General features: G+C 41.0%; 22 protein-coding genes. 14 read left to right on the forward strand and 8 right to left on the reverse strand.

Annotated elements, in window-relative coordinates:
* Positions 1-263: 263 nt before the first annotated feature.
* From K1I94_RS01885 to K1I94_RS01920, 8 genes are all read right to left on the reverse strand, one after another.
* Positions 264-2903, reverse strand: coding sequence for a calcium-translocating P-type ATPase, PMCA-type (locus K1I94_RS01885; protein ID WP_223314226.1), 2640 nt, complete (start codon positions 2901-2903; stop codon positions 264-266).
* Between the two features lie 99 nt (positions 2904-3002).
* Entirely contained in the window at positions 3003-3641 is a 639-nt protein-coding gene (locus K1I94_RS01890) for a TerD family protein (RefSeq protein WP_223314227.1), read from the reverse strand.
* A 17-nt stretch (positions 3642-3658) separates the two neighbouring features.
* On the reverse strand, positions 3659-4354 hold the full coding sequence (locus K1I94_RS01895) for a TerD family protein (protein ID WP_004191027.1): 696 nt from the start codon (positions 4352-4354) through the stop codon (positions 3659-3661).
* 25 nt (positions 4355-4379) lie between these two features.
* Positions 4380-4979 carry a TerD family protein gene (locus K1I94_RS01900; RefSeq protein ID WP_223314228.1) on the reverse strand — a complete coding sequence of 200 codons (600 nt, stop codon included), beginning with the start codon at positions 4977-4979 and terminating at the stop codon, positions 4380-4382.
* Positions 4980-5071: 92 nt separating this feature from the next.
* Positions 5072-6202 (reverse strand): toxic anion resistance protein, encoded by a 1131-nt coding sequence (locus tag K1I94_RS01905; protein ID WP_002924275.1) that lies wholly within the window; start codon positions 6200-6202, stop codon positions 5072-5074.
* A 15-nt stretch (positions 6203-6217) separates the two neighbouring features.
* Positions 6218-7786 (reverse strand): YceG family protein, encoded by a 1569-nt coding sequence (locus K1I94_RS01910; RefSeq protein WP_125404941.1) that lies wholly within the window; start codon positions 7784-7786, stop codon positions 6218-6220.
* Between the two features lie 188 nt (positions 7787-7974).
* Positions 7975-9066, reverse strand: coding sequence for a cysteine protease StiP family protein (locus tag K1I94_RS01915; protein WP_061595137.1), 1092 nt, complete (start codon positions 9064-9066; stop codon positions 7975-7977).
* 11 nt (positions 9067-9077) lie between these two features.
* Positions 9078-10214, reverse strand: coding sequence for a phosphoribosyltransferase domain-containing protein (locus tag K1I94_RS01920; protein ID WP_223314229.1), 1137 nt, complete (start codon positions 10212-10214; stop codon positions 9078-9080).
* A 154-nt stretch (positions 10215-10368) separates the two neighbouring features.
* On the opposite strand from K1I94_RS01920, the gene K1I94_RS01925 reads away from it, so the two are divergent.
* The 14 genes from K1I94_RS01925 (at position 10369) to K1I94_RS01990 (ending at position 22824) form a co-directional block, all read left to right on the forward strand.
* Positions 10369-10959 carry an HD domain-containing protein gene (locus tag K1I94_RS01925; RefSeq protein WP_002906313.1) on the forward strand — a complete coding sequence of 197 codons (591 nt, stop codon included), beginning with the start codon at positions 10369-10371 and terminating at the stop codon, positions 10957-10959.
* Positions 10960-11064: 105 nt separating this feature from the next.
* Positions 11065-13284, forward strand: a complete 2220-nt coding sequence (gene recJ, locus K1I94_RS01930) for a single-stranded-DNA-specific exonuclease RecJ (protein WP_223314230.1) — start codon at positions 11065-11067, stop codon at positions 13282-13284.
* A gap of 46 nt (positions 13285-13330) precedes the next feature.
* Positions 13331-13858 carry a hypothetical protein gene (locus K1I94_RS01935; protein ID WP_223314231.1) on the forward strand — a complete coding sequence of 176 codons (528 nt, stop codon included), beginning with the start codon at positions 13331-13333 and terminating at the stop codon, positions 13856-13858.
* 197 nt (positions 13859-14055) lie between these two features.
* Positions 14056-14568, forward strand: a complete 513-nt coding sequence (locus tag K1I94_RS01940; RefSeq protein WP_002906315.1) for an adenine phosphoribosyltransferase — start codon at positions 14056-14058, stop codon at positions 14566-14568.
* Positions 14569-14715: 147 nt separating this feature from the next.
* Positions 14716-15657, forward strand: coding sequence for a homoserine O-acetyltransferase MetA (gene metA / locus K1I94_RS01945; protein WP_223314232.1), 942 nt, complete (start codon positions 14716-14718; stop codon positions 15655-15657).
* Between the two features lie 8 nt (positions 15658-15665).
* Positions 15666-16346, forward strand: coding sequence for a DnaD domain-containing protein (locus K1I94_RS01950; protein WP_002909462.1), 681 nt, complete (start codon positions 15666-15668; stop codon positions 16344-16346).
* 67 nt (positions 16347-16413) lie between these two features.
* Positions 16414-17202, forward strand: a complete 789-nt coding sequence (gene yghU / locus K1I94_RS01955) for a glutathione-dependent disulfide-bond oxidoreductase (protein ID WP_223314233.1) — start codon at positions 16414-16416, stop codon at positions 17200-17202.
* A 118-nt stretch (positions 17203-17320) separates the two neighbouring features.
* On the forward strand, positions 17321-18010 hold the full coding sequence (locus K1I94_RS01960) for a tRNA (adenine(22)-N(1))-methyltransferase (protein WP_223314234.1): 690 nt from the start codon (positions 17321-17323) through the stop codon (positions 18008-18010).
* Complete coding sequence (locus K1I94_RS01965; protein ID WP_223314235.1) at positions 17997-18794, forward strand: Nif3-like dinuclear metal center hexameric protein; 798 nt, start codon at positions 17997-17999, stop codon at positions 18792-18794. Before K1I94_RS01960 ends, K1I94_RS01965 begins: the two co-directional genes overlap by 14 nt.
* A gap of 11 nt (positions 18795-18805) precedes the next feature.
* Positions 18806-19900, forward strand: coding sequence for an NAD(P)/FAD-dependent oxidoreductase (locus tag K1I94_RS01970; protein ID WP_223314236.1), 1095 nt, complete (start codon positions 18806-18808; stop codon positions 19898-19900).
* A gap of 1 nt (position 19901) precedes the next feature.
* Positions 19902-20375: an 8-oxo-dGTP diphosphatase gene (locus K1I94_RS01975; protein ID WP_223314237.1), complete on the forward strand. Its 474-nt coding sequence runs from the start codon at positions 19902-19904 to the stop codon at positions 20373-20375.
* Positions 20376-20397: 22 nt separating this feature from the next.
* Positions 20398-21222: a ZIP family manganese transporter TmpA gene (tmpA, locus tag K1I94_RS01980; RefSeq protein ID WP_223314238.1), complete on the forward strand. Its 825-nt coding sequence runs from the start codon at positions 20398-20400 to the stop codon at positions 21220-21222.
* Positions 21223-21356: 134 nt separating this feature from the next.
* Complete coding sequence (gene rfbA / locus K1I94_RS01985; RefSeq protein WP_002897349.1) at positions 21357-22226, forward strand: glucose-1-phosphate thymidylyltransferase RfbA; 870 nt, start codon at positions 21357-21359, stop codon at positions 22224-22226.
* 4 nt (positions 22227-22230) lie between these two features.
* Entirely contained in the window at positions 22231-22824 is a 594-nt protein-coding gene (locus K1I94_RS01990; protein ID WP_223314239.1) for a dTDP-4-dehydrorhamnose 3,5-epimerase family protein, read from the forward strand.
* Positions 22825-22830: the final 6 nt, after the last annotated feature.

The raw sequence follows: 22830 nt of genomic DNA on the forward strand, positions 1-22830 counted from the left end.
TTTTTGTCAAACTTAAATGAAACAATATTATAATCTTAAATGACTTAAGAGAATAAATTTTAGTTATCAAAGTGTGCAATTCATCAAACTATACCAATCTTACTATAAAAGAGCCGATAAGTCTAGTCTTGGAAGCATTTATAAAGAATCAAGTAGATTATTGTCATGGATAAATTTTCCCTGTTCATGAAGTATTCATAGTCACTTCACTAAAAGAGTTGATAAGTAAAGGCTGAAACACTAGTGTTTCAGCCTTTCTATAACTAACATTTATTTTTTGTAAGAGCTTTTCGGATGAAGTCTATAGGGATAATCAGAACAGCAATAGCAAGTGCTACAATATAGTGTTCAATATCCATAGGAACAGTATTGAAGACCTGTCCACCAAACTGAATGATTAAAGATTGAACGATAGCAATGGAAATCATGACAATCGAGAATTTTTTGTTTTCTGAAATATGCTCAAAAACATTAAGACCAGTACTGCGAGTATTGAGGGAATTGAAGATAATCGCATAGATAAACACAGTAAAGGTGAAGGTAGTTACCATTTCAAAGTTTCCAGTTCCATTAGTGATGAAATCTTGAATACCAGCTACATTTTTAAGAATAGCTAGACAGACAAGAGTAATGAAAATACTAGCAACTCCAATAGCAGACTTCATATATTTTGTCAGGATATTAGCTTTTTTAGCTACTGGCTTTTCATTCATATACCGTTCTAAGGTAGGTTCTTCACCAAATGCTAGAGCAGCTAGAGTATCCATGATGAGGTTAATCCAAAGGATTTGAATAATTGTAAATGGCTCTTTCAGACCAAAAAGAGGAGAGAGAAGAGACATAGCAATAGTAGTTACATTAACTGTCAGCTGGAAAATAATGAATTTGCCAACTGATTTGCTCATTGTCCGACCGTAAAGTACTGCTTTTTCTATAGAAGTCAAACTATTGTTTAAAATAACTATATCAGAAGCTTCACGGGCAACCTCAGTTCCATCCCCCATAGAGAAACCAACATCAGCAGCTTTAAGAGCAGGAGAGTCATTGACACCATCACCGGTCATACCACAAACCATATCAAGATCTTGTGCAGCTTCAATTAAGCGCTTCTTATCCATTGGTAAGGCACGACTTACAACTTTCATATTAGGGAGTTGCGCTTTCAATTCTTCGTCAGAGAGGTTCTCTAGTTCATCATGGGTCAGGACTAAGTCTGTATCACTGGTAACAATTCCGGCTTCTTTAGCAATAGCGACAGCTGTTTCTTTACGGTCCCCTGTAACCATAACTACTTGAACTCCAGCCTTGTTCATTGTTTCAACAGTCTGTTTAATGGAATCCCGTACATTGTCTCGAATACATACGACAGCAATCAAGATTTTGTCTGCCCCCTCTTTCTTGAGGATAGCGAGAAGACGCATAGAACGATTAGCCTGTTCTAAAGAGATAGCAGAGAATTTATCTTTATCAGCTGCAGTAAAAGCAGTTTTATTTCCGTCTTTATCAAGATAGAAATGACAATCGTCTAAAATAAATTCTGGTGCTCCTTTGATGTAAACTTCGCCTGACTTAGTTGTAACACTAGCATATTTTTTAGCAGAATTAAACTGTTCTTTTTCAGCAATAGTGTTTGTATCGAAATCTAAGAGATTACGGTTGATTAGAAAATCTAAAAGAGCACGGTCAGTTGCGTTACTTCCGACAGCTATACCGTCTGCAACATTAGCGTCATTATTCAAACCAATACCATGAATAACTTGCTTGAGTAACTTTTCAGACATACTAGAGAAATCAGCAGCAGAACTCTCATCAGTTGTCTCATAAAGAGTTCCGTCACCAAGGAAGAAATCAACAACAGATAGTTTCCCTTCTGTAATTGTTCCAGTTTTATCGCTGAAAAGGATATTCATATAACCAGCTGTTTCAATAGTATCAGGATGGCGAACTAGAATATTCTGAGCTAACAAGCGGCCTGAGTTCATAGAAGATACAAGAGCCAGCATCATTGGCAATCCTTCTGGAACAGCCATGATAATGATAGTTACTGCAAAGAGGATTGTTTCAATAACTAATAAGAAAATAGATGAAAGATTCAAATTATTTGTGGTATTTAAAGCGAGTAAACCAATAATAAGATTGATGACAGAGTATGCAGCTCCAGCACTGTATCCAAGAACACCAATATTTTCTGCTAGTTTATTCAATTTCTCTTTTGATGGAGAATCTTTCCCATCCTCTTGGAGAGAGGTATTGATGCTTCCAAGAACAGTATGGTCACCAATATCAGTTGCTTCCATAACAGCTTCACCAGATGTTACCACAGTTCCACGGAAGATTTTTAATTCTGTAAAAAGGTCTTGACTATCTGGTTCTGCATTATCACCTAAAGCGATTTTTGTAGCATCTTCACTTTCTCCGTTTAAGACAGCTTGATTTACCTTTAATTCCCCAGCAAGAATAATACCATCAACAGGAATTTTATCACCAGTTTGAAGTAGAATTTGGTCTCCTTTGACAATATCATCTACTAAAATTTCTTTAAGTTTACCGTCGCGATAGACTTTAGCATTAGTTTTGCTGGCTTCTTCTTGTAATGTATTAAACTTTTGCTCATTTTGATATTGTGAGATAGCAGAAAATCCTGTTGACAGGAGAATGGCAAAAATCAAGGAAATTGCTTCGTACCAATTTGCTTCACCAATACCTGGGAAAATCATGCCGATAAAGTTGAAAATAATTTTGAGACCTAAGGCCGCAAGCAGAATCAAAATCCACTGATCCTTGAAAGCTTCAATAAATATTGAAAGAAGTGAGTTAGCTTCTTTACTGGAAAGTTTATTATCTCCATGGGCTGACTTGCTTGCTGCAACCTCAGCTGAGCTTAGCCCTTTAAAGTTATTCATTTGGTTTGTTTGTCCTTTCTAAAAATAAAGAGGCTGAGACAATAGTGTTCAGTCTCTTTTTTGTATGTCAATAAAACTTGATTTGGCAACTGTCTGTCTTTAGCTAAAGAGTGCAGCTATACCATTTAAATCAGCCTGCTTACCTTCACCGATGGTGTGGAAGGCCCAAGTTGAACCATCTTTTACAAGTTCTGCAAAAACAACAGCTGTGTCGGTAGAATAATCATCTTTAAGTTGGAACTTGCAAAGTTCAGAATTGTTCTCAGCATTAACTAAGCGAACATAGGAATTATTAACCATGCCAAATGTTTGACGACGAGTGATAGCCTGATCGATGGTAACGGCGCAAATGACCTTATGGATACTTGGTGAGAGAGCAGCTAAATCCAAATTGATAACTTCATCATCACCATCACCTGCACCAGTACGATTATCACCATTTAAGTGAATACCGGGAGCAGTTTTGTTATTATAAAAAATAACATCACTAGCAGAAGTAATTTTGCCTGCCTCATTCAATAGGAAAGCAGAAATATCAAGGTCAAAATCTGCACCACCGGCAGAGATATCCCAACCAGCGCATAAGTCAACTTTTGTAAGGCCTGGAGCAGCTTTAGCTAAGTTCAGGATAGTATTTTTTTCTAAATCAAGAGATACACCTCCCGTTGCAGGAGCAACTTCAGTGGGTGTTGGAGTAGGATCGGCAGGTCCGCCAAGTGAGGTGAAATTAATAGCCATGAGAGATTCCTTTCTGATTAACGGTAAGATTTTTCAATGTCTTGGATTGAAGCGTTTAGGTATTCTCCAACTGCTTTGAAAGTCCAACCATTGACAGTACGTGTAAGTTCAGCAAATTTAACGGCCGTCGCTTTGCCGCCATCTTCTGATAGATTGAAGCGAGCGATTTCTTTTTCAGGACGTTGTGCTTGATCAACTAAGCGAACGTAGGCATTCTTTACTTGGCCAAAATATTGTTTGCGATTTTGACCAGAATAGATAACAACTGCTACAACGATTTGAGCCACGTCTGGATGAATATTATTGAAATTGACAAACATGTTTTCATCATCACCGTCACCAGCACCGGTAAGGTTATCATGATCTAATTGAATCCCCTGAGATTTCTTTTTACTGAAATAGACAAGATTATTAACTGAACGAGTCAGATGGCCAGAAGAATCAAGAAGGAAGGCACAAAGATCAAGGTCAAAGTCAGAGCCAAAGAGACTTGTCTTAACATCCCATCCTGCTGATACGCGAATATTTTCTAAAGAGAAATCTGTTTTAGAAAGATTAAGGAAGTCATTTTTTGCAAGGTTAAGCATGCCTCCTTTATTTAAATCGAGTGTGACTTCACGTCCTTCCGTACTAGAAGTTTGAACAGGTGTGTTAGCAACAGGAGCTTGAGTTTGTTGCTCATCTCCACCAAACAATTTACCAAAAAGTCCCATAATATTTTCCTTTCTATTTTCTTAATTACATATAGCGAGACAAGAGTTGGTTGAGGTCAGCGATAGCTCCCTCACCGATTGCTTCAAAAGCCCAGCCATTAGCTGTCCGACTAAGGGAACAAGCTGTTACAGAAGTATCAGCAGAATAACTGTCACTCAATTCATAGCGGCAGATTTCCTGTTCGTTATTGTCGGCATCTAGAAGGCGGACAAAAGCATTTTTAATCATGCCAAAAGTCTGACGTTTAGTGACTGCATCAAAAATAGTAATGAAGAAGACAATTTTCTTAATTCGAGGTTCGATTGCATCAAGATTAATTTGGATTCGTTCATCGTCGCCTTCGCCTTCTCCAGTACGATTATCACCTTCAAGACGAATTCCAGCTGCAGACATATTATTGAAGAAAATAACATCATTCGGTACTTGTGCAACACGACCGCTTTCTTCAACTAGGAAGGCTGCTAAGTCTAGGTCAGCAGTTGGTCCTGCAACAGCCATATCCCAGCCGCCGCCTAGAACGCAATTTTTTAATGCAGGAGCCTGCTTTGTTAAATCTAAAACGCTCCCTTTAGAGAGGTTAAGAGGAGCAGCAGAGCTGCCAGAGTTTAAATTAGTGAAATCCATATAGATATTCCTTTCTGAGTCATAATATTTTTAAAACTCTTTAGCTTAAGGAAAGCCAAGTAAGAGTTATCGGTACCTTATTTTAAGTGATATCAATGACCGCTTATAAAACCTTTTTCAGCCATGTCAGATTTCATATGTTCTAACTCAATCGAATCACTTTTTCGTTTTTCAGCAATTTGATTATTGATCTGCTTGGTTTCTTCAATTCCTTTTTTGATTGTCTCATAAGTAGTACGAAGAGTTTCCATTTGAATAGAGCTTCCACCAGCCATACGAGCAATATTAACAGATTGATTAGCAGTATTTTGTGCATTACGAATTAGAAGTTCATTGGTTTTTTCATCCAATTGTTTGATAGACTTAGCTTGAATTTCCTGTCTTTTTAATTGAATAGCTTGAACCAAACATTGCTTGAAGATTGGCAATGTGATAATAAAGGAAGAATTGATTTTCCGCATCAGATTAAAGTTAGACATTTGCATGGTCTGAATCATAGGACAGGTTTGCATGGCCACGTTTTCAGCAATTTGTAAGTCATATGTTCGCTGTGCGAGCATATCTTTAATCATGCTTAGCTTTTGCTGTTGAGTTTGTTTTTCTTGCTCTGTTATATCCGTACGAGCCGCAATCTGATTGCTGTATTCTTCGATTTCTTCTTGAGCAATCTCACCAGCAACAATATATTTTTCTAATTCTTCATAGTAGGCTACATTAGTTTTATATTGTTTTTCCAAATTTTCTTGAGTTTGGTGAATCTGAACTTCATATTGCTTCAATATGGTATAAATCTGATCAACCTCTTTACCCATATCTTCATATTTAGCAAAAAGTTTATCAATACTATTCTTTATTTTGCCAAATAATTTTTGCAGAGCAGATGCTTTTTCTGGATTTTCAATTTCTTTAATATCGAATTTATCCATGATTTTAGTAAGTTGAACGAGCATTCGAGAAGCTTCCTCTGCATCTACCCTTCGCATGGAAGATAATAGAGCATCAGACATTTGAGAAATCCCTTCACTCGGTTTTTGACCGAAAGCCATAATAGAGTTGACATTAGTAATATCAATCTCATTGGTGAGGTTCTGAACCTCAGGCAGTGTTCTTAGCTTCTGCTTATAGGCTAAGTTGTCAGCTAGGACTTCTGGTTTAGCAAGTTCAAGTTCAGTTGATTCAATCTCTTGCGGAGTCGAATCAAAACTTCCTGTGTTGATAGGCATATTGTTTTCCTTTCTTTAATTAAAAAGTTTACTGAAGAAATTTTGTTTTTTCATCTTTCGTTGAATAGCTTGAAAACTTTGCTCATAGTTTATAACATCTAATCTGACAGTGTTAAAGTACTCTGCATTAATGTAAGAGTTCAGGTCAGATAAGCCGGCAGGTGAAAAAATGATGATGTCAAAACCAATTTTTCCAAGATAGGCAAGGACATAGCACGTATTTTTTGATAACTGAGTTTCGCCTTCCAAGAAAAAGACAATCTTGGGTATAAAGCCGGTAAAATCAAAGCTATCTATGAGTCGTATTACTCTTTTATCCAACTGTAGAATCAACAGTGCAAAGTTTAATATTTCTTCTTTGGATACTGTCAATGGTTGTTTGAACAGTCGAGTATCTGCAATGGTTTCGTTAATCTTATTGAGAAGGAATTTTTCTGTTTCATCGTTATAAGGAGCATAGCGATAGAATGGGAGCTTCATAATCTCCTCAATATCAAAACTTCCATTACTGAGTTGACAAAACATAAGCTGATATTTATCGGAATCATTTATTTCATGAGTAATCAGTTCATCACCATTGGATGTTAAAACGAGCGTATTGTCAGACGAAGAACAGATATTGACCAAATGGGCGTACTTGTCAATTGGATTATATTCTCCCTCTATTTCAAAAAAGAAATGTGGGACGTAGACTGTTTTCTCAACGGTCTTAAATCCGTTCCGAACTTTTGCGGGTGCGTTCCAATTTTGTTCTACATCAATTAAAGTTGAATTGAAAAAAATGGGGCTTGTCGTTCCATTTCGGAACTGCCAAGGTCTATAGATGCCAGAATTTGTAAATAACTGTTCTTCAATTTGTGTTTCTATATCCAGTGTAATTGAACGATTTTCCTCTATAATTTGTCCATTTTTAGCTCTTTCTGCCCAACTTTGGATAGGCAGGATTTGAGTGTTTTTATGGACAGTACTGATTTGATCAGAGTCAACTTGAGCAAAATTTTCATCATCTTTTAGTGGATTAATATAAATGACATCAAAACCAAAGCGATTTAGTAACAGCAAGAAATATATATCGTGTTTGGAAATACTACCATAGTAGATGCACTTGTTTGTAAGGTAATCTCTATCTTGATAGGATAAGCTGAAAATATGTAAGTATGCATAGAGTAGCATTTTGCATATAAAATTATTTCTCACGCTGTTATTCAGGAAATTTTCCTGACGGATAGCAAGATTTGTTATATATTCAAGAGCAATCAGAAATTGATGATTGAGCTCTGCATTTTCAAAGAGTGTAATATCCTGACTGGCTATTTGACTAACTTCCATTGAAGCAAGCTCGTTTTTTATGCTGTTAATGAAATCAAAATCTGCATTCATTGGGATTTGGCCGTCAAAGTAAATAGTGTGAGTTGAATCCTCTTGAGCTTTTACCAAAATAGTTTTTAATACACTATCATATTTACTTTGATTTTCAACCCCGATATATCGTGTAAAAACAGGAGCGAAAGTGGCTTGTATTCCTTTTCGTTCTGTGATTGAACGCCAAAGTTCAAAGGGCAGATTTTGCAGACTGGTCGACATGAAATATACCTGCTTTCTACGATTATAATGTCACATCTTTTGTCTTCTTTGTATAAAAGTTAAACGAAGAGTGCAGATGGTTTGCTTTGTACCTCCTAAATCACTGGAGATAGCTTATTAAAGTCTGCTCTCCCCTGCTTTATAGATACCATTGTATATTTATAAAATGGTCTTTGTCAAGAGATAAACTATAAATCAGCGACTTCCTTTATAATGCCACAAACATTATATTTCTGTAGGTTGACATATTCGATTGGGATTTGTTTTTCTTCACATAATTGAAGGATATGTTTAAGGTATTTTTGATTAGCCTTTTCTCTAATTAACACCCTGTCTGGAAGGCGCCTAAGCAGAACTCTAGTTGTCTCACCAACTCCTGGTTTTATTTTATTGATATCACTAATGTTGTAGGATTGGGCGATTTTCTTAACTTCGTCCAATCCTTTGAAATCCTCATTGAGCTCTTCTTGTGAAGGATTGAAATAATCTAATTGAACTTGGTCAAAATAGGATTGCACTTTATCTAAGAATTCCAATGAATGGTCGTAAGCTTCGTTTTCTGCATAATAAACAGCTCCGTGAAGCTCGTCATCTTTCATTTCTTTTAATTTGACCGTCCTGCTGACGAGGCCGCTGACAGTAGCATTTAAGCAAGCGCTAGGGATTAAAAAGTCCTGACGAGTACCATAAAGCGGTGTTACCGAAGCTGGATCACTGAGTACAGCTAGAGTAGGATCTAGTTCGGAAAAGAATTTGTTTTCCTCTGCTAACCTCTGGCAGGCTTCTTCAAGGACGGTATTTATTGCTCCTTTTCCAACCCAACCATCCACAAATTGAATATCTTTAGGATGGTGCTTGTTGGCTATAATATTCATGGCAGCTATGTCAATCCCTTTACCTCTAATGATAGAAATACTATAATGCGGCACATCAAGCTGATATTTATAGTGAAGGTACCTTTTTATTAGAATACCTATAGGAGTCCCTGCCCTTGCTAAGGAAACTAAAACAAGATTTTCTCCTTTTTTCTTAAAAATCTTTTCAGAAAGACTTGCTATAGCGTTAGCAGTCTCAAAAGAAAGAGTTGCGAGGCTTTCTTGATAGATTTTCATATAGCGCTCTGTTGGGGCATATTCTAGAGGTAGCATTTCGGAATAATGAACGCCCTGTTGATTTAACTTTTCTCTTTCAGCAGTGTCTAATACAGGAACCTTTCCACGCACATCTTGTAAGAGGATGGTTACATCGGATTCAGGGTAACTAGTTTTTACTAAATTCATAAAAGCCTTTCTTATTGTTTAACAAAAATTAGTGTTTGCTTACTAAAGGGCTGCAGTTTATTTTGAAGAGTTGCTCGAAATGCATCAGTCATAACCTCATAGACGATGATAATTTGGTCATAATGACGTTCAATATCGTAAAGGAAAGTCATTCTATTACTTTCGTAAGCACTGGCCAAAGCTATGCCGTTATGGAAAAGATAGTTGTCTTCATTGGAGAGGGAAATAGGACTTCTTGTAGTGGAGCGAACCTCTGCATCAAGTTCTTGGGCTAGCCTAATTGGTAACCACATATTTTCCTCAGTTCCAATGACAGCTATTGTTTCTTCTTTAGATTTCCGAGAGACTTGCGAAGTCAATCGATTTAGAGCAGTTTCTTGGAAGACTAAAAACTCTTCTTTAGTGAGACCTGTTCGAGGATTGAGCTTGTCAGATAAATGATAGTGAACGTCTGAAGTTAGTCTTGGTTTTTCCAGTATTGTTTCTTTCAGCTCTATGAGTGGAGTATTATCTCTCATTTGACCACTGACTAGGTATATTCTTTTGATTCCTTTTTCTTGAAAAATCTTACGATTCTTTGTATTTTGCCAGTTTAATATAGAAGCGGCTGCAAAAGAAATACCGTCTTTAATTTTTTGAAATTTTTCAATAAAGTTAACAATTGTATTTCCTGTTGTTATTTCATCTTCGATAAATAAGACAGTATCATAGTCAGGAATATCTGATCGGTAATATAATTTTTGTGTGCTTGCATGTGAATGCTCTTCTTCGAAAGAGATATTTTGGATATCCGTATTAATGCTTTCTCGAGTAGTCTGTAAATAAAAGACAGTATTCAAATCTTTGTTTTCCAAGGCAATATGCATGATTGCCTGGGCGATTCCAGTAGCCGTCTCAGAAAAACCAACAACTAAAATACGCTTGTCAGAAGGAATTTGCCTTTTTATTTCTTGATAGAGTTCGGAAAATAGCCGCAGCGTATTATGGGCTTTAACAGGATAATGTTTAGCTTGATATTTATTAACAAATAAATAGTCTCGGTTGGGATTATTACTTCGCTTGCAAATAGCAACCAGATCATTGATAACGAAGGAACTCTTATTTTCTTCTATATTAACAAAATCTTCTACTTTTAAAAGATAGGTCATTATTATTCCTTTCAAAGTTTGCAATTAATTAACCTTTATTGTCTTAGTATATCACTAATTAGCTCAACTGTCACTTTAATACTTCAAACAAATCTGGACAATCTTATTAGTGCTATTGTGGTATAATAATAAAAACATTTCAAAGGAGTTCCACATGCTTGAACGTCTACAACAGCAGCTAGCTTTTACCAATGAGCTGGAAAAGCTGAAAGCCACTCATCGCAACAATCGGACCTTGGACGCTTATCGTTTTGAGAATTCTGCTGAGCATAGTTGGCAGGGGGCGCTCATGGCGCTAGTTTTTCGAGAATATATCCCCGAAGAGGTCAATCTGGAAAAGATCATGTCAATGTTATTGATTCATGATTTGGGCGAAATATATGCTGGTGATACCTTTATCTTTGACGACGTGGGCAAGAGCGATTCTTATGATAGAGAGCTGGGGTCCTTGAAAATCAGTTTGGACAAGTTGCCACTAGATCAGCAGGATTCCTTTTTAGAGCTTTGGCAGGAATTTGAAACCGGCATTAGCATAGAGGCTAAATATGCCCGAGTACTTGATGCTCTGGTTCCCCTGCTCAATCACTTGGAAGTTGCTCAGCCTCATGATAACCCTCATGGCCTGACCAAGTCGCAGGTCATCGCAAAGAAATCCTTTATTCAAGAAACCTCTGAAAGTCTTTGGGGATTAGCTCAGGAAGTTATTGATAAAAGCGTTGCTAAGGGACTTTATCTAGATGAGTGAGGCTGAGAACCTTGCTCGAAGATAAGAAGTTTGAGACTGGTTGAACCAGTCTTTTCATGTTATAATATTCAGACAAGATTGAACGGAGAAAGTGTTTCACTTATCATGATTAGCTCAAAATACGACTGGCAGTTTGCCACTAATTTTACAGACGAAAAATTTCTAAAAAAGGCTAAAAAAGCTGGATTGGAACCTGCCGCTGCTAGTCTCCTTTACCAAAGGGGTGTGCAGACTGAAGAAGCTTTGCAGGAATTTTTGGAGCCTAGTTTAGACCAGCTTCACGATCCTTATGACCTGCATGATATGGAGCGGGCAGTGGAGCGCATTCGCTCAGCGATTGAGAATTACGAGCAGATTTTGATCTATGGCGATTATGATGCGGATGGGATGACCTCGGCATCGATTGTCAAGGAAGCCTTGGAGCAGCTGGGGGCTGAGTGTCAGGTCTACCTGCCCAATCGCTTTACGGACGGCTATGGTCCTAATAGCAGTGTTTACAAGTATTTTATTGAAAATCAAGGCATTTCGCTCATTATTACAGTAGATAATGGAGTGGCGGGCCTTGAAGCTATCGATTTGGCCCAGTCGCTGGGGGTGGATGTCATCGTGACGGATCACCACTCTATGCCTGAGGAGTTGCCAAATGCCTATGCGATTGTTCATCCGGAACATAGCGGTGCGGATTATCCTTTCAAGCATTTGGCTGGCTGTGGAGTGGCTTTTAAGTTGGCAACAGCCTTACTGGAAGAAGTCCAAGTCGAACTTTTGGACTTAGTGGCCATTGGTACCATTGCCGATATGGTCAGTCTGACAGGGGAAAATCGTATCTTAGTCAAATATGGTCTCTCCGTCCTCAAAAATACCCAGAGAGTAGGACTTCAGGAACTCTTCAAAATTGCAGGCATTCAGCCAGATGAGCTAGACGAAGAAACGGTTGGTTTCCAGCTTGCTCCCCGACTCAATGCCTTGGGACGGCTGGATGATCCAAATCCGGCGGTTGAGCTTTTAAAAGGCTTTGACGACGACGAAGCTCATGACATTGCTCTCATGATCAACCAGAAAAATGATGAGCGCAAGGAAATCGTCCAGCAGATTTATGAAGAAGCACAAACCATGCTGGATCCTAAGAGACCAGTGCAAGTGCTGGCTAAGGAAGGCTGGAATCCTGGTGTGCTAGGAATTGTCGCTGGGCGCTTGCTGGAAGAGTTGCACCAGCCAGTCATAGTGCTCAATATTGAGGATGGTATCGCTAAGGGTAGCGCCCGCAGTATTGAAGCGGTCAATATTTTTGAGGCCTTGGACAGCCACCGTGACCTTTTTGTAGCTTTTGGCGGGCACGCTGGAGCGGCTGGGATGACTCTTGAAGCAGACAAACTAGCAGAGCTATCTGATATCCTGACAGCCTACATCTTAGACAATGATTTGGATTTGACTGGTAAAACTGTTCTGTATTTAGATGAGGAGCTGCGTCTGCCAGAACTGACCCTGGATACACTCAAAAGTTTTGAAAGACTGGCTCCTTTTGGTATGGATAATAAGAAGCCACTTTTTTACCTCAAGGACTTTAAAGTGGACAATGCTCGGACTATGGGGGCTGGCAATAGCCATCTCAAGCTAAAAATTTCTCAACAAGATGCTACTTTTGAAGTAGTAGCTTTTGGGCAAGGAAGCCTGGCGACAGAGTTTGCCCAGACCAAGAATCTGGAGCTGGCTGTCAGCCTCTCTGTCAATAAATGGAATGGACAGACCAGTCTCCAGCTCATGCTGGTAGATGCCCGTGTGGACGGTGTTCAACTTTTCAATATCCGCAGCAAAAATGCGACGCTGCCTGATAAGGTTCCAGTCTTGCGTTTCACAGAGGAATTGCCAGATTTGAGAAATAGCAGGGCAGTTGTGGTTTATGACTTGCCTGATGATTTGCAGGATTTGAAGACGATTCTTCAGTCTCAGGATTTCGAAGCTATTTACTTTAAGAATGAGATTGCCAAGCCTTATTATCTGACTGGTTATGGCAACCGTGAGCAGTTTGCCAAACTCTACAAGACAATCTATCAGTTCCCCGAGTTTGATGTACGCTATAAGCTCAAGGACCTAGCAGCTTACCTGAAAATTGACCCAATTCTCTTGGTCAAAATGATTCAGATTTTTGAAGAGCTGGGCTTTGTCAGCATAACGGAAGGCGTCATGAAGGTCAATAAAGAAGCAGAAAAGAAAGAAATTGACAGCAGTCACATTTACCAAGACCTCAAGCGCCTAGTCAAAGAACAAGAACTCATGGCACTGGGCACAGTGCAGGAGATTTATGATTATTTGATGGAGAGATGAGATGGTATAAGGCTGAGCCAAAGTCTTGCAAAGGAGAACATTTTAGATGAATGAAATTATCCTGAGTTTTAAACCAGAATTTTTTAAAGCTTTGCTAACAGGAAAAAAGCATTTTGAATATCGTTCAAGGATTCCTGAAAAAGAAACGTTAGCTTATTTATATCTTTCTTCACCCGTTAAGATGATTGTCGGGAAAATGGTTTTAGGTCAGCGTAATAAGATCCAAAACTTTTTAGAAAATTCAGATTTAGCAAATAGTAGTCGTTCATATTTGGAAAACCATTTGCAAGAAGGTGCTAAGTATTTTTCTCCAATTTACTCCCTATCTCTTCTTGACTCGCCTATATCATTAAAACAAGCTAAAGAATTATCTCCGAAATTTAACGCTCCTCAGGGGTATAGCTATGTGACAAATTATAAAGAATTGCATAATTTTCTTGAAAACTCTGTATTTTCAACATTTGAGATTAATCCATCTAATGGTTTGGACTTATTAGGCTTATTTACGAAGGATATTGTAAAAAATTATGAACAAGAAATAGCAACACCTCTTTATTTAGAGCTATACATCTGATTTTGACTTGCCTAGAAAAAACGATTATAAAGATTAACCAACTCAATTCCAGTCTCAATACGGTGGTCTATAAATAAATGAAGCATACTCTTTCAAATTAAATAATCTATCCCCTAAAAAAGTAAGTTTTCTATTACCATTTGGATGAAAAAGTGATATAATAGAGAGTAAAAAATTTTTTTGAAAGAAAGTATATCATGAATTTAAAAGACTACATTGCAACAATCGAAAATTATCCAAAGGAAGGCGTGACATTCCGTGATATTAGCCCATTGATGGCAGACGGAAATGCTTATAGCTACGCTGTTCGTGAGATTGTTCAATATGCGACAGACAAGAAGATTGACATGATCGTTGGACCGGAAGCTCGTGGCTTTATCGTGGGCTGTCCAGTTGCCTTTGAGTTAGGAATCGGCTTTGCTCCAGTCCGCAAGCCTGGCAAACTTCCTCGTGAAGTTATCTCAGCCGACTATGAAAAAGAGTATGGTATGGATACCCTGACCATGCATGCGGATGCTATCAAGCCAGGTCAGCGCGTTCTGATTGTCGATGATCTCCTTGCGACTGGTGGTACAGTGAAGGCAACAATCGAGATGATTGAGCGCCTTGGTGGTGTAGTGGCTGGCTGTGCCTTCCTTATTGAGCTGGATGAGCTCAAGGGTCGCGAAGTTATCGGCGATTACGACTACAAGGTTCTCATGCACTATTAATACATAGTTTCTAGCTATATCTAGTTAGAGAAAAAGTATAATTGAAAACTATATCTCCTTTCAGTATAATGAAAGTACATTGGATAAACAAAGAATAGGCTGGAAAAGTATTTCCAAGCCTTTCTAACGATTGAAGGAGATATTTTCATGCCAATTAAGATTGATAAGAAACTGCCAGCTGTTGACATTTTAAGTTCTGAGAATATCTTTGTCATGGATGACGACAGGGCGGACCATCAGGATATCCGCCCTCTGAATATTCTGGTACTCAATCTCATGCCCCAGAAAATGGTGACGGAGACTCAGATACTGCGCCATTTGGCTAATACCCCGCTGCAGTTGACTATTGACTTCCTCTACATGAGCTCTCACCAGTCTAAAACGACACGTGCAGAGCATATGGAGACTTTCTATAAGACTTTTGATGAGGTTAAGAATCGCTATTTTGATGGCTTGATTATCACTGGTGCGCCAGTAGAGCATCTGCCTTTTGAAGCGGTGGACTACTGGGAAGAGTTCCAGCAGGTGATTGAATGGTCCAAGACCCATGTCTTTTCGACTCTGCATATCTGTTGGGGAGCTCAGGCTGGACTTTACGCTCGCTACGGCGTGGACAAACACCAGATGACGCGCAAATTATCGGGTGTCTATAGCCAATCATCTGATAGCAGCAATCTGCTTTTTCGTGGTTTTGACGATGAGTTTTATGCGCCGCATTCCCGTCATACCGAAGTTCTAAAGGAAGATATTGTCAATCTGACCAATCTGGAAATTCTCTCATTTGGAGAGGATACGGGCCTCTCTGTGCTGGCTAGCCGGGACTTGCGAGAGGTGTATAGCTTCGGTCATATGGAATACGACCGCGATACTTTATCCAAGGAGTATTTCCGCGATTTAAAGGCGGGCAAGAATCCACATATTCCAGAGAATTATTTCAAAAACGATGATGTCCATACGACACCGGCCTTGTGCTGGAGTTCGGCCGCGGCACTCTTTTTCAGCAATTGGGTCAATTATGCTGTCTATCAGGAGACACCTTTCGACTGGGAGAGCCCTGAAAATGATGTATCGTTTTTTGCTTATCTATAAGAGGTGACATGACTTATTTATCAGCTTTTAAATCGGGCAATCTAGTAATCCCGAGCGCTCTTCTTTTACATTTTAAGGACATCTTTGATTCCAGCGATGATTTTTTGGTCTGGCAGTTTTTCTATTTGCAAAATACGACTTCCTTGGAAGAGCTGGCGCCTAGTCAGATTGCGGAGCATATTGGCAAGACCCTGTCGGAAGTCAATCGCTCTATGTCCCATTTGACGGAGAAAGGTCTCTTGCAGTATAAGACCATTGAGCTGAATGGAGAGACAGAGGTCATCTTTGATGCTTCACCGGCTTTGGAAAAGCTGGATGAACTGCTGGCAGCCAAAAGCGGTCATCAGACTGTGGCAAAGGCGCCTCAGAATGTTTTGAAAGACTTGGTGGAGACCTTCCAGCAGGAGCTGGGCCGTCTCTTGACACCCTTTGAAATTGAGGACTTGACCAAGACTGTCCAAGACGATAAAACCAATCCTGACTTGGTCAAGGCTGCCCTTCGTGAGGCTGTGTTTAATGGCAAGGCCAACTGGAAGTATATTCAGGCTATCTTGCGCAATTGGCGTAAAGAAGGTATCACCACACTTGCTCAGGTAGAAGCCAAGCGGGAAGAACGTGAAGCAGCTAATCCTCAAAATGTGACAGTTTCAGATGATTTCCTCAATGCCATGAATTTGTGGAAGGACTGACTTTATTAGATTTATAGTGGCCTGTTAGATATGACAGGCCCTTGGTTTTATAAAAAAGGAGAAAAGTATGACGTATCAATTGCCAAAAGTCTGGTCTGCTGCGGACAGCGACCAAGGGAAATTTTCAGGTATCAATCAGCCTACTGCTGGCGCGCGCTTTGAGCAGAAGCTTCCTGTCGGTAAAGAACCTTTTCAGCTTTATTCACTTGGGACACCTAATGGTGTCAAGGTGACGATTATGCTGGAGGAACTACTGGCAGCGGGTGTGACAGAGGCAACCTATGACCTTTATAAGATTAGCATTATGGATGGCGAGCAGTTTGGCTCAGATTTTGTGAAAATCAATCCCAACTCTAAGATTCCGGCCTTGTTGGACCAGTCAGGTCATAAGCCGATTCCTGTCTTTGAATCAGCCAATATCCTGCTCTATCTGGCAGAGAAGTTTGGAAAGCTGATTCTGTCAGATTTGTCCGGTCGAACTGAGGTGCTCAACTGGCTCTTCTGGCAGACAGGAGCGGCGCCCTTCTTGGGAGGCGGATTTGGTCATTTCTTTAACTATGCACCAGAAAAGCTAGAATATCCCATCAATCGCTTTACGATGGAAGCCAAGCGACAGCTGGATTTACTGGACAAAGAATTAGCCAAGAAAGCTTATATCGCTGGAGATGACTACAGTATTGCTGATATTGCTATCTGGTCTTGGTATGGTCAGTTGGTGCAGGATAAGCTCTATCCAGGCGCAGCTGAGTTCTTGGATGCCACCTCCTACAAGCACCTATCTGCTTGGGCGGAGAAGATTGCAGCTCGTCCAGCAGTCCAGCGTGGTTTGGCAGTCGAGTATCAAGAAATCAAATAAAAAAGTGACAAGTGGCGAGACAAAATCAGTTTATCAACAGGCTGATTTTTTTCGTTGCTTTTTTTATACCCTTAAAAATGATATACTGAATAGAAGAATGTTTAGAAAAGAGTATGCAATGCAAAAAAAGACTATTTCCCAACGCTTGGAGCGAGTAGCTGCTTTTGTTCCGGATGGGGCAAAGTTGCTGGATGTTGGGAGCGATCATGCCTATCTGCCTATTTACCTGATTCAGCAGGGACGGATTGAGAAAGCTCTGGCCGGTGAAGTGGTAGAGGGGCCTTTTCAGTCTGCCCAGAAAAATGTAGCAGAGCATGGGCTGACGAAGCAGATTGAGGTTCGCTTGGCCAATGGTCTGGCGGCTTTTGAAGTGAAAGATCAGATTGACACCATCGTTATCGCTGGCATGGGTGGTCGCTTGATTTCGGAGATTTTGGAAAATGGCAGAGCTAAGCTTGGGTCTATTTCCCGCTTGATTTTGCAGCCCAATAACCGAGAGGATGAGCTTCGCAGCTGGCTGGTATCTAACGGTTTTCGTTTGCTGGCTGAGGATATGTTAGAAGAGGCTGGTAAGTTTTACGAAATCCTGGTAGCAGAAGCTGGCCAGCAAACTTTAACAGAGCAAGAAAAACGTTTCGGACCTTTTTTGATGAAGCAACAGTCACCTGCTTTTCAGCTAAGATGGCAGAAAGAACTGAAGAAACTAGAAGGAGCTCTAGCCCATATCCCAGAAAAAAATGAGCTAGAACGCTCTGCTATGTCCCAAAAAATTGAAAGTATCAAGGAGGTACTCCATGCTAGCAAGTGAAATTATTGGCCGTTATGAAGCCTATTGCCCGCAAGAACTGTCCATGGAGGGCGACATATCAGGCCTGCAAATCGGAACTTTGGATAAAGAAGTGGACAAAATTCTAGTAGCGCTGGATATTCGTGAGCAGACGGTGGCGGAGGCTATTGAGGCAGGTGCTGGACTAATTATCGTTAAGCATGCGCCTATTTTTCGTCCGCTCAAGGACCTAGTGGCAGATAAGGCACAAAATCAAATCATTTTAGATCTTATCAAGCATGATATTGCTGTCTATGTTAGCCATACCAATATTGATGTCGTGGAGGACGGGCTTAATGACTGGTTCTGTCAGCTTTTAGAGATTGAAGAGACAAGTTTTCTCAGACAAACGACGCCAGAAAACGGCATTGGACGTGTGGGGAGGATTGCTCCTCAGACCTTTGGGGACTTTGCGGCTAAGGTCAAGGCAACTTTTGGACTAGATAGTTTGCGTCTGGTTACTTATGAAAAAGCGGATCTCAATCGTATGATTGAGCGTGTAGCTATTTGTGGTGGCAGTGGTCAGTCCTTTTATCAAGAGGCCATTGCCAAGGGAGCGCAGGTCTATATAACTGGCGATATTTACTATCACACAGCCCAGGAAATGCTGACAGAAGGGCTTTTAGCGCTGGATCCTGGACACCATATCGAGGTTCTTTTTACGGAAAAATTAAAAGAAAAGCTTGATACTTGGAAGGCAGAAGAAGGATGGGAGATTGAGATTCTGGCTAGTCAGGCTTGGACCAATCCTTTCCGACATATTTGAGAGGGAGCGACATGAAAAAAGTAGCAGTAATTGGTGCTGGGATTGTCGGATCAACAGCAGCTTACTATCTGTCCAAATCCCCGGATGTGGAAGTGACTGTCTTTGATGACGGCAAGGGGCAGGCAACCAAGGCAGCCGCTGGCATTATCAGTCCTTGGTTTTCCAAGCGTCGCAACAAGGCTTGGTATAGGATGGCACGTTTGGGCGCTGATTTTTATCAGGACTTGATTGCGGAACTGAAAGATGCTGGAATCCAGACAGACTTTTACCAACAGACAGGTGTTTATCTGCTGAAAAAGGATGAGAGCAAGCTGCAGGAGCTTTATGATTTGGCTGCTAATCGTCGTGAAGAGTCGCCCTTAATAGGGGACTTGAGTCTTCTCAGCCTTCAGGAAGCCCATGAGAAATTTCCAGACTTGCAAGGCTTTGAGAGGCTTCTTTATGCTTCCGGTGGTGCCCGTGTGGAGGGAGCACTCTTGACGGAGACACTTCTGAAAGCCAGCAAGGCAGAGTTGGTTGAGAAAAAGGTAAGATTGACAGTAGATGCAGAGCAACTTCTGGTGGATGGCCGTAGATTTGACTGTGTCATCTTAGCTGTGGGGGCTTGGCTAGGAGAAATCTTGCAGCCACTGAGCTATAAGACAGATGTTCGGCCACAAAAGGGACAGCTAAGTGATTTCAAGCTGGCTGAGCAGACAGATGACTACCCTGTTGTGATGCCTGAGGGTGAGCTGGATATCATTCCCTTTCTGGCAGGCAAGGTCAGCGTCGGTGCCAGTCATGAAAATGATCAGGGCTTTGATTTGACAGTTGATAAGACGGTATTGAATCAGTTGCAGCGAGAATCGGAAACTTACTTGCCAAGGCTGTCTAAAGCAGAGATTTTAGGTGAGCGCGTGGGAACACGAGCCTATACCAGCGATTTTGCACCTTTCTTTGGAGCTGTGCCAGACTTACCACATGTCTACGCCGCCAGCGGATTAGGCTCTTCTGGTCTGACAACTGGCCCACTCATCGGACGCCAATTGGCTCAGATGGCTTTAGGAGAAGCGGGGCTGCTGAATCCAGCTGACTATCCTATTGAGCGGTATGTGAAGAAGGTTTGATATGACAGAAACTATTTTGAATTGGGTCAATGTTTGTGTAAAAAAAGATGATGAAATTTTACTGCTTAATCGCCAGCATGATAACTTTAAAGGGTGGATACAACCAGGCGGGAAGGTGGAATTTCCAGAATCTTTTTTCGAAGCTGCAAGGCGCGAATTAAAAGAAGAAACAGGGCTGACTGCTCTAAATATGGAATTGAAGGGAATTTCAGGCTTCACTAATCCGAGTAAAAAAGAACGGTATGTGTATTATGATTTTCTTTGTACTGCATTTGAAGGAGGGCAAGTCAGGGGAAACGATCATGAAGGAGAGCCAAAATGGTGGAAGATTTCCGAACTTGGCCAAATAGATATGCAGGACGACATACGTGAACGTTTGCCTCTCTACTGGCGGAAAGGCTCTTTCGAGCGGATTCATTACTGGAATGAGGAAAAACACTGTATCGGGGAAACCAAGACGATTTTGTATGATTGATTTTAGAGGATAAGGAGAAGTTATGGACTGGTTACGATCGCAGCCTGTGGTTATGCAGGCATTCTTGGCTGGGCTTTTTACATGGTGGTGTACTATTGTAGGCTCAGCTGTTGTATTTTTCTTTAAAAAGGTCAGTCGCAAGCTGCTGGATATTATGATGGGCTTTGCGGCAGGCGTTATGATTGCGGCTTCCTTTTGGTCGCTTCTGGCGCCGTCAATTGAGTATGCGGAGGTTTCTTATGGCAAGCTATCCTGGTTGCCTGCGGCGATTGGCTTTTTAGTGGGAGGTTTTTTCCTGCGGCTGATTGATGCGGTGGTGCCTCACTTGCACTTGAGCAAGGATATTTCGGAGGCTGAGAGTGTTCCTGAGCATAGCCGCAAGAAGCTATCCAAGACGGCTCTGCTCTTCTTAGCCATTACCATTCACAATTTTCCAGAAGGTTTGGCAGTCGGAGTAGCCTTTGGTGCTTTGGCGGCCAATCCTAGTCCAGAAGCCTTTGTCGGCGCGATTGGTCTAGCTTTGGGAATTGGACTGCAAAACGTCCCAGAAGGAGCTGCGTTGTCCATTCCGATTCGGACAGACGGCAAGTCTCGACTTAAAGCCTTTTACTGGGGTTCTATGTCCGCGATTGTAGAGCCAATCGGAGCTGTTCTAGGAGCAGTTGCTGTGATGGCCATGACGGCTATTCTGCCCTATGCCCTTTCCTTTGCAGCAGGAGCTATGATTTTCGTAGTGGTAGAGGAGCTGATACCAGATTCGCAGTCCAATGGCAATACAGATGTGGCGACTTTAGGTCTCATGGTGGGCTTTGTTCTCATGATGGTCTTGGATGTGGCTTTGGGTTGATACCAACTTAAAATCAAAGAGCGGAAGAAAGCGGAATTTCCGCTCTTTTTCTTTTATTTAAGGGTAGTGAAAAGGATGACATCCGCTTTCAAAAATGGTAGAATAAGGAGAATACATTAAGAGAGGAAACTCATATGAAAGGTATTATTCTTGCAGGTGGTTCTGGTACTCGTTTGTACCCATTGACCCGCGCTGCGTCAAAACAGCTCATGCCGGTTTATGACAAACCCATGATTTATTATCCACTGTCAACTCTTATGCTGGCTGGTATCAAGGACATCTTGATTATTTCCACTCCGACGGATTTGCCTCGTTTTGAGGATCTGCTGGGAGATGGCTCTGAGTTTGGTATCAAGCTCTCTTATGCAGAGCAGCCAAGTCCGGACGGGCTGGCACAAGCCTTTATCATTGGGGCCGATTTCATTGGAGATGACCGCGTGGCGCTGATTCTTGGGGATAATATTTACCATGGACCAGGTCTGAGTAAAATGCTCCAAAATGCTGCGGCTAAGGAAAAAGGAGCAACTGTTTTTGGCTACCATGTCAAGGATCCAGAACGCTTTGGTGTTGTAGAATTTGATGAGAATATGAATGCTATTTCTATCGAAGAAAAACCAGAACAGCCGCGCTCTAACTATGCAGTGACAGGACTGTATTTCTATGATAACGATGTCGTCGAAATTGCCAAGAACATCAAGCCAAGTCCTCGCGGAGAACTGGAAATCACAGATGTCAACAAGGCATACTTGGATCGTGGTGATTTGTCTGTTGAGCTCATGGGACGTGGTTTTGCTTGGTTGGATACAGGTACCCATGAAAGTCTCTTAGAAGCCGCTCAATATATCGAAACAGTTCAGCGGATGCAGAACGTTCAGGTGGCGAATCTGGAAGAAATTGCCTATCGTATGGGCTATATCACTAAAGAGCAAGTGCATGAATTGGCGCAGCCATTGAAAAAGAATGAATATGGCCACTATCTCTTGCGCTTGATTGGAGAAGAATAAGAAGATGGCGGAACAATTTTTTGATAAGGAATTAGCAGCGCGTGAGGTTCCTGGAATTCCTGGAATGCTGGAGTTTGATATCCCTGTACGCGGGGACAACCGAGGCTGGTTTAAGGAGAATTTCCAAAAGGAAAAAATGCTGCCGCTAGGCTTTCCTGAAAGCTTCTTTGCAGAAGGAAAACTACAAAATAATGTCAGCTTTTCTCGTAAAAATGTCCTGCGTGGTCTTCATGCTGAGCCCTGGGACAAGTACATCTCTGTTGCAGATGACGGCAAGGTGCTGGGATCTTGGGTAGACCTGCGTGAAGGTGAGACTTTTGGCAATACCTACCAGACAGTAATCGATGCCAGCAAGGGGATTTTTGTTCCGCGTGGTGTAGCCAACGGCTTCCAAGTCCTTTCTGACACCGTTTCTTATAGCTATCTGGTGAATGACTATTGGGCTTTTGAGCTCAAACCGAAGTATGCCTTTGTCAACTATGTAGACCCAGCTCTAGGCATCCAGTGGGAAAACCTAGAAGCAGCAGAAGTCTCAGAAGCAGACAAGAACCATCCGCTACTTAAGGATGTCAAACCTCTAAGAAAAGAAGATTTATAAGAAGAG

The organism is Streptococcus sanguinis, from assembly GCF_019929145.1.
Classification (GTDB): Bacteria; Bacillota; Bacilli; order Lactobacillales; family Streptococcaceae; genus Streptococcus; species Streptococcus sanguinis_U.

Excerpts from the sequence above, each read along its gene's own strand:
- K1I94_RS01885 (WP_223314226.1), bottom strand. The coding sequence starts at position 2,903 with ATGAATAACTTTAAAGGGCTAAGCTCAGCTGAGGTTGCAGCAAGCAAG.
- K1I94_RS01890 (WP_223314227.1), bottom strand. The coding sequence starts at position 3,641 with ATGGCTATTAATTTCACCTCACTTGGCGGACCTGCCGATCCTACTCCA.
- K1I94_RS01895 (WP_004191027.1), bottom strand. The coding sequence starts at position 4,354 with ATGGGACTTTTTGGTAAATTGTTTGGTGGAGATGAGCAACAAACTCAA.
- K1I94_RS01900 (WP_223314228.1), bottom strand. The coding sequence starts at position 4,979 with ATGGATTTCACTAATTTAAACTCTGGCAGCTCTGCTGCTCCTCTTAAC.
- K1I94_RS01905 (WP_002924275.1), bottom strand. The coding sequence starts at position 6,202 with ATGCCTATCAACACAGGAAGTTTTGATTCGACTCCGCAAGAGATTGAA.
- K1I94_RS01910 (WP_125404941.1), bottom strand. The coding sequence starts at position 7,786 with ATGTCGACCAGTCTGCAAAATCTGCCCTTTGAACTTTGGCGTTCAATC.
- K1I94_RS01915 (WP_061595137.1), bottom strand. The coding sequence starts at position 9,066 with ATGAATTTAGTAAAAACTAGTTACCCTGAATCCGATGTAACCATCCTC.
- K1I94_RS01920 (WP_223314229.1), bottom strand. The coding sequence starts at position 10,214 with ATGACCTATCTTTTAAAAGTAGAAGATTTTGTTAATATAGAAGAAAAT.
- K1I94_RS01925 (WP_002906313.1), top strand. The coding sequence starts at position 10,369 with ATGCTTGAACGTCTACAACAGCAGCTAGCTTTTACCAATGAGCTGGAA.
- recJ (WP_223314230.1), top strand. The coding sequence starts at position 11,065 with ATGATTAGCTCAAAATACGACTGGCAGTTTGCCACTAATTTTACAGAC.
- K1I94_RS01935 (WP_223314231.1), top strand. The coding sequence starts at position 13,331 with ATGAATGAAATTATCCTGAGTTTTAAACCAGAATTTTTTAAAGCTTTG.
- K1I94_RS01940 (WP_002906315.1), top strand. The coding sequence starts at position 14,056 with ATGAATTTAAAAGACTACATTGCAACAATCGAAAATTATCCAAAGGAA.
- metA (WP_223314232.1), top strand. The coding sequence starts at position 14,716 with ATGCCAATTAAGATTGATAAGAAACTGCCAGCTGTTGACATTTTAAGT.
- K1I94_RS01950 (WP_002909462.1), top strand. The coding sequence starts at position 15,666 with ATGACTTATTTATCAGCTTTTAAATCGGGCAATCTAGTAATCCCGAGC.
- yghU (WP_223314233.1), top strand. The coding sequence starts at position 16,414 with ATGACGTATCAATTGCCAAAAGTCTGGTCTGCTGCGGACAGCGACCAA.
- K1I94_RS01960 (WP_223314234.1), top strand. The coding sequence starts at position 17,321 with ATGCAAAAAAAGACTATTTCCCAACGCTTGGAGCGAGTAGCTGCTTTT.
- K1I94_RS01965 (WP_223314235.1), top strand. The coding sequence starts at position 17,997 with ATGCTAGCAAGTGAAATTATTGGCCGTTATGAAGCCTATTGCCCGCAA.
- K1I94_RS01970 (WP_223314236.1), top strand. The coding sequence starts at position 18,806 with ATGAAAAAAGTAGCAGTAATTGGTGCTGGGATTGTCGGATCAACAGCA.
- K1I94_RS01975 (WP_223314237.1), top strand. The coding sequence starts at position 19,902 with ATGACAGAAACTATTTTGAATTGGGTCAATGTTTGTGTAAAAAAAGAT.
- tmpA (WP_223314238.1), top strand. The coding sequence starts at position 20,398 with ATGGACTGGTTACGATCGCAGCCTGTGGTTATGCAGGCATTCTTGGCT.
- rfbA (WP_002897349.1), top strand. The coding sequence starts at position 21,357 with ATGAAAGGTATTATTCTTGCAGGTGGTTCTGGTACTCGTTTGTACCCA.
- K1I94_RS01990 (WP_223314239.1), top strand. The coding sequence starts at position 22,231 with ATGGCGGAACAATTTTTTGATAAGGAATTAGCAGCGCGTGAGGTTCCT.